This is a genomic window from Streptomyces sp. NTH33 (genome assembly GCF_003236365.1).
In the GTDB taxonomy this organism is placed as follows: domain Bacteria; phylum Actinomycetota; class Actinomycetes; order Streptomycetales; family Streptomycetaceae; genus Streptomyces.
The window spans coordinates 1-6,056 of the sequence record NZ_POTZ01000419.1 but is presented as its reverse complement, the minus strand read 5'-3'; the positions used below and the strand labels follow the sequence as shown (position 1 = coordinate 6,056).

The window sequence follows — 6,056 nt, the reverse complement described above, 5'->3', positions numbered from 1 at the left end:
GTTTGTCCCCGCCCACCCCGGAGCGAACCGGGGCAGGCGGGGACAAACCGGCCTTTGGCCCTCGATCAGGATTTCGCCGCGACCGAGTCGGTGCCGCAGGCGAGGCGGGCGGCCTGGCGGGCCGTCGCGTCGTCCGTGCGCGTGCCGCACTCGAGCAGGCCGCCCACCTCGGCGGTCCAGCTCTCGGCGTGCCCGAGGGTGGTCCTTCCCCCGGCGCAGGTGTGGCGGAAGTCCGCTTCGACGGTGCGTACCGCGGTGTACTGCACGAACCGTCCAGGACCGTCGATCCTGGCGAGGCCTTCCTCCAGCCGCGGCCCCTGGTCGCCCACCTGGGTGAAGCGCCAGCTGTCGCCGGTGACTTCCTTCAGGGTGGGGGCGTCGGAGTCGATCTCGCCGATCTCCTTGCCCAGGGAGAACAGGGCCTCCTCCGGCGCCGGGACCGCGCCCTCGGGGCGCACGGAGGTCTCCACCGTGCTCACCTGCCGGATCTTCTCCGTGAGCCTGCCGCCGCCCTTGCCCACGTCCTCGGGCTCGGAGACGCCGAGCAGACGGGTCGGCTTCACGATGTTGAACCACGTGAACGCCCCGTCCGCGCATGCCTTGGCCGCCGCCGCGGGCCGCGCACCGCCGCCTCGGGAGTCCTCGGCGCTCCCGCCGCCGTCCCGCTTCCCCGACTCGCTCGTGCAGCCCACGGCTCCGGCGGTCAGTACGACCGCCGTGCAACACGCCGTGAGGATGCGCCTCGTTCCCCCGCGCATGGTCCCCCCGTGTGGTCATGGATCACCGCTTCGGTGATCCGGTGGGCACACTGTGTCGCCGCAGGGCGCGCAGGACAAGCGATCTGAGCCCCTTTTGAGGCTTCAGCCCTTCTTCAGGAAGCCCATGTCCTCGTAGACGGGCGTCTGGAAGCCGAAGGCGCCGATATTTGCCAGGTTTTTGCGTACGGCCGTCAGCTGGGGGCGCTGGTAGAGGGGGATCGAACCGGCCGCTGCCCAGATGCGGGAGTCGGCCTTGCGCAGCAGGCCGCGCTGCTCGTCCTCGTCCAGGGTGGCGAGGGCCTGGTCGAAGAGCTGGTCGATCTGATCGGTGCCGACACGGGTGTAGTTCTGCTGGACGCTGAGGGAGCCGTCGGCGGCCGGGACGGGCTTGGCGTAGATGGGGCGGGCGTCGGTGGCCGGGAAGGCGGAGGCGGGCCAGGAGTAGAGCGCGAGGTCGTACTGGCCGGAGGCGATGTGGTCCCGGAAGTAGCTCTCGTCGGAGACCTTGCTGATCTCCGTGGCGATGCCGACCTTCTTTAGCATGGCCGTGATGCGGTCGGCGACCTTGCCCAGCGTGTCCGAGCCCGGCCCGGAGGGCAGCACGAAGCGGAGCGTGAGCGGCTTGCCGTCCTTGGCGAGTGGGCCGGCGGCGCCCGCCGCGGGCGCCGCGGTGCCCTTGGGGGCGTAGGCGCCGGGCGCGCCGCCCGGCCCGAGGCGGTCGTCGGTGTACCGGCGGCCGTCCTGGGCCAGCTGCTGGGCGCCGTCGCCCGCGCCGGTCTCCTCCTCGCCCTGCTCGCGCTGTTCCCGGCCGTCCTTGTCGTCCCGGTCCTCCCGCTCCCTGGCGGGTGCCTTGTCGTCCTCCGCGTGGTCGTTCGCGCCGCCGGTGTACGTGCCGTCGCCGCCGTCGCCGCCGTCGTCCGAGGAGCCCGGTGCGCCGCGACCCGCGGTGCCGGCCGCCTTGTCCCCCTTCTTCTGCTCCTGCTCCTTGCCCTTCTTGTCCTTGGCCGGGCCCACCACCCAGCCGGCGTCCGCGAGCAGGGCGCGGGCCTGGCCGGTGTCCTGGCCGCCGAGGGCGTCGCTGCCGTCGGCGTAGACGCTCTGGCCGGACAGGGCGAGGTGGCTGCCGACCGGGACCGCGGGCAGGCCGAGCGGCTTGAGGACGAGTACGGCGAGTTCCTCGCGGTTCAGCGCGTGCGCCACGGCGTGGCGGACCCGCTCGTCGGCCAGGGGGCCGCCCGAGCCGTTGAGGGCGAGCTGGGTGTAGGCGGGCTCCAGCGACTTGCGCACCCGGACGTCGCGCAGCGCCTGCTGCTGCCGCAGGCGGGCGGTGAGCGACGTGTCCTCCTTCTCCAGGGCGCGCAGCTCCCGGTCGGTGCCCTCGTCCTCGGTTCCGTGCGTCAGCGCCCAGGAGCGCAGCGCCCTGGCGGCGGTGCGGCCGCCGGCCGGGCTCTGGAAGAGCGAGCCGCCCCGGGCCCCGGCCGCCGTGATCCGGGAGACGTCGGCGGGGTCGATGTCGGCCACGTCCACGGAGCCGTCGGCGAGCGCCGCGGCCCGCTTGTCGCGCGGTACCTCGTGCAGCACGATCTCGGACAGCTTGGCCGGGCGGCCCCACCAGCGCGGGTTGCGGGCGAGGACGACGTCCTTGGCCTTGGTGTCGATCTTCTGCACGGCGAACGGGCCCGCGCTGACCTTCAGCTTCTTGCGGGCGCCGTCGTTGAAGGAGTTCGCGGCGCCCATCACGTCCTTCGGGTACAGCGGCGAGAACAGCGACCGCCAGTCGGCGTAGGGGCGGGCGAAGGTGACCCGGACCTCCAGGTCGCTGGCGCCGCGCTCGACCTTCTGGATGCGGTCGTAGCCGGCGTTGCGTGCGGTCCAGTACGCGGAGTCCTTGCCGGACAGGGCGCGCCACTGGGCGGCGAAGTCGGCGGCGCCGATCTCGCGGCCGTCGCTCCAGACGGCCTGCTGGTTGAGCCGGTAGACGACGACCTGCTTGGGCTCGGTCTCCACCACCCGGGCGGACTCCAGGTAGTCCTCGTCGCGCTGCGGGCGGCCGCGCGCGTCCATCCGGAACATGGCCGGCAGCACCGCCTGGGCGATCCGGGTGGTGCCGGCGTCGGCGTCCGACTGGAAGGTGTTCAGCGTCTGCGGCACCGCGTCCACGGCCCAGCGCAGCCTGCCCCCGTCGGCGATCTCGTGGCGGGCGGCGGGGGCGATGTCCTGTCCGGCCAGCGGCTTGCCGCCCTCGTCGTCGGAGCCGCAGCCGGCCAGGAGGGGCACCGCGAGGACGCCCGCGGTCAGGAAGGCGACCGAGCGCGTGAGCGCGCGCGACCCGACACCGTCGTAGGACATCTGTGCTACCTCCGTGGAGCGCGCTGCCGCCGATGGCCCGGGTGGGGTTTGTCATATTTGGCGGTATTTTGATGCTCATCAGATCTACGACCCACTGAAGAGGAAAGGGTTCGCCGGCCGGAGGCGACACGGCGGCGCGGGCCCGGAAGGCCACCCGCCCGGCGCAACACGCACTCCGGCGGACACCGAGCGCATCACCGAACGGGTACAGAGCGAACACAGAGCGCATGCGAGCGCGCGCGGGGGATGTGCAATCCGCCAATCGCCGCACATCCCCTTCCCACCGGCAGGTGTGACGCGCAACACTCGCAGACGCATGAACGTTGCCGTCTAGGGCCGCCGCACGGCCCGTGGAAGTGAGGTACGTCATGTCCGTGCACGACGACCTGACATCGGTCCAGCACGCCCTCGACGACCTGCTGCGGTCGGTGAGCCGGCTGGAGCAGCAGCTCGGCGGCGGGCTGGAGATACGCCGCGTACGCACCGACGCCGATCACCTGCGCGAGAGCGTCGCCCTGCTGCGCGAGGCCTCCCAGGGCTCCACCGCCGCGCAGCGCCCCGCCCTCGTCACCATCTCCGACGCGCCCTACGACATCTCCCTGTGGACGGACTCGGACGACGAGGGCCTCGGCGCCCGCGGCCGCCACGCCCCCTGACCCCACCGACCGGAGCCCCACGTTGGCCACTGGCACGGAACCCCCGGACACAGAACCCCATACGCTCCGCGGCGGCGTCCGCTCCCCGGCGCGCGCCGCGATCACCGCCCCGCACCTGCGCACCGACCGCTGGTGGCTGGCGCCCGCCGCCACCGCGGCCGGTCTGCTCGCCTTCGTCGTGTACTCGACCTGGCGGGCCTTCGCGAACACGCACTACTACGCGGCCCCGTACGTCTCGCCGTTCTACTCGCCCTGCCTGGCGCAGAACTGCGAGACCATGCGCGCGGGCCCCAACTACGACCTCTTCGGCGGCTGGTGGGTGATCTCCCCGGCGATCATCATCCTGATCTTCCCGCTGGGCTTCCGGCTGACCTGCTACTACTACCGCAAGGCCTACTACCGGGGCTTCTGGGCGTCCCCGCCGGCCTGCGCGGTCGCCGAGCCGCACAAGAAGTACACGGGCGAGACGCGCTTCCCGCTGATCCTGCAGAACGTCCACCGGTACTTCTTCTACGCGGCGATCCTGGTCGCCGGCGTGCTGACCTACGACACCGTGCTGGCCTTCCGCGACCAGCACTACCGCTGGGGCCACATGGGGCTCGGCACGCTCGTCTTCCTCGTCAACATCGTGCTGATCTGGGCGTACACGGTCTCCTGCCACTCCTGCCGGCACATCGTGGGCGGGAAGCTCAGGCACTTCTCGAAGCATCCCGTGCGCTACCGCTTCTGGCAGTTCGTGAGCAGGCTCAACGCCCGCCACATGCAGTTGGCCTGGGCCTCGCTGTTCAGCGTGGCGCTCGCCGACTTCTACGTGTTCCTGGTCGCCTCCGGCGCCTTCGACGATCCGCGCTTCTTCTAGCGACGTACCAGTGAGTGGGGTCTGTGATGTCCGTGGTGGACCGGCAGGAGTGGGACGTCGTCGTGGTCGGCGCGGGCGGCGCCGGGCTGCGCGCGGCGATCGAGGCGCGCGAGCGCGGGGCGCGTACCGCGGTGATCTGCAAGTCGCTGTTCGGCAAGGCGCACACGGTGATGGCCGAGGGCGGCATCGCGGCGGCCATGGGCAACGCCAACGAGCACGACAACTGGCAGGTCCACTTCCGCGACACGATGCGCGGCGGCAAGTTCCTCAACCAGTGGCGGATGGCCGAGCTGCACGCGCAGGAGGCGCCGCAGCGGGTGTGGGAGCTGGAGACCTGGGGCGCGCTGTTCGACCGTACGAAGGACGGCCGGATCTCGCAGCGCAACTTCGGCGGGCACGAGTACCCGCGCCTGGCGCACGTGGGCGACCGCACCGGCCTGGAGCTGATCCGGACGCTGCAGCAGAAGATCGTGTCGCTGCAGCAGGAGGACTTCAGGGAGACCGGGGACTACGAGTCCCGCCTGAAGGTCTTCCAGGAGTGCACGGTGACGCGGATCCTGAAGACTGTGTCCGACAGCGGCTCCGCCGCGGGTGACCGCATCTGCGGTGTCTTCGCCTACGCGCGCGAGTCCGGCCGTTTCTTCGTGCTTCAGGCGCCCGCGGTCGTGATCGCGACCGGCGGGATCGGCAAGTCCTTCAAGGTGACGTCGAACTCGTGGGAGTACACCGGCGACGGCCACGCCCTCGCGCTGCTCGCCGGGGCGCCGCTGTTGAACATGGAGTTCGTGCAGTTCCACCCGACGGGCATGGTCTGGCCGCCGTCGGTGAAGGGCATCCTCGTCACCGAGTCGGTGCGCGGCGACGGCGGGGTGCTGCGCAACTCCGAGGGCAGGCGGTTCATGTTCGACTACGTCCCCGACGTCTTCAAGGAGAAGTACGCCGAGTCGGAGGAGGAGGCGGACCGCTGGTACGAGGACCCGGACAACAACCGGCGCCCGCCGGAGCTGCTGCCCCGTGACGAGGTGGCCCGCGCGATCAACTCCGAGGTGAAGGAGGGACGCGGCTCGCCGCACGGCGGGGTGTTCCTCGACGTGTCGACACGGATGCCGGCGGAGGTCGTCCGGCGGCGGCTGCCCTCGATGTACCACCAGTTCAAGGAGCTGGCCGACGTCGACATCACGGCGGAGCCGATGGAGGTCGGGCCGACCTGCCACTACGTGATGGGCGGCATCGCGGTCGACTCGGACACGGCGGCGGCGCGCGGGGTGCCGGGGCTGTTCGCGGCCGGGGAGGTCGCGGGTGGCATGCACGGCTCCAACCGGCTCGGCGGCAACTCGCTGTCCGACCTGCTGGTCTTCGGGCGCCGGGCGGGCCTGCACGCGGCCGAGTACGCGCAAGGACTGGCGTACGGGCGCCCGCCGGTGGACGACGCCC

5 protein-coding genes are annotated in these 6,056 nt (G+C 71.8%); 3 read left to right on the top strand and 2 right to left on the bottom strand.

Annotated elements, in window-relative coordinates:
• Nucleotides 1-65: 65 nt before the first annotated feature.
• Complete coding sequence (locus C1I97_RS29205; protein ID WP_146608326.1) at nucleotides 66-758, bottom strand: hypothetical protein; 693 nt, start codon at nucleotides 756-758, stop codon at nucleotides 66-68.
• A 102-nt stretch (nucleotides 759-860) separates the two neighbouring features.
• Nucleotides 861-3,107, bottom strand: a complete 2,247-nt coding sequence (locus C1I97_RS29200) for an ABC transporter family substrate-binding protein (RefSeq protein WP_111006118.1) — start codon at nucleotides 3,105-3,107, stop codon at nucleotides 861-863.
• A gap of 368 nt (nucleotides 3,108-3,475) precedes the next feature.
• On the opposite strand from C1I97_RS29200, the gene C1I97_RS29195 reads away from it, so the two are divergent.
• The 3 genes from C1I97_RS29195 to C1I97_RS29185 form a co-directional block, all read left to right on the top strand.
• The gene (locus tag C1I97_RS29195; RefSeq protein ID WP_111006117.1) at nucleotides 3,476-3,763 is read left to right on the top strand and encodes a hypothetical protein; all 288 of its coding nucleotides are present in this window, start codon (nucleotides 3,476-3,478) and stop codon (nucleotides 3,761-3,763) included.
• Between the two features lie 22 nt (nucleotides 3,764-3,785).
• A complete protein-coding gene (locus C1I97_RS29190) occupies nucleotides 3,786-4,622 on the top strand; it encodes a hypothetical protein (RefSeq protein WP_111006116.1) in 837 nt (278 codons plus the stop codon).
• Between the two features lie 26 nt (nucleotides 4,623-4,648).
• Nucleotides 4,649-6,056, top strand: a 1,408-nt coding sequence (locus C1I97_RS29185) for a fumarate reductase/succinate dehydrogenase flavoprotein subunit (RefSeq protein WP_111006115.1), incomplete at its 3' end; no start/stop codon positions are given.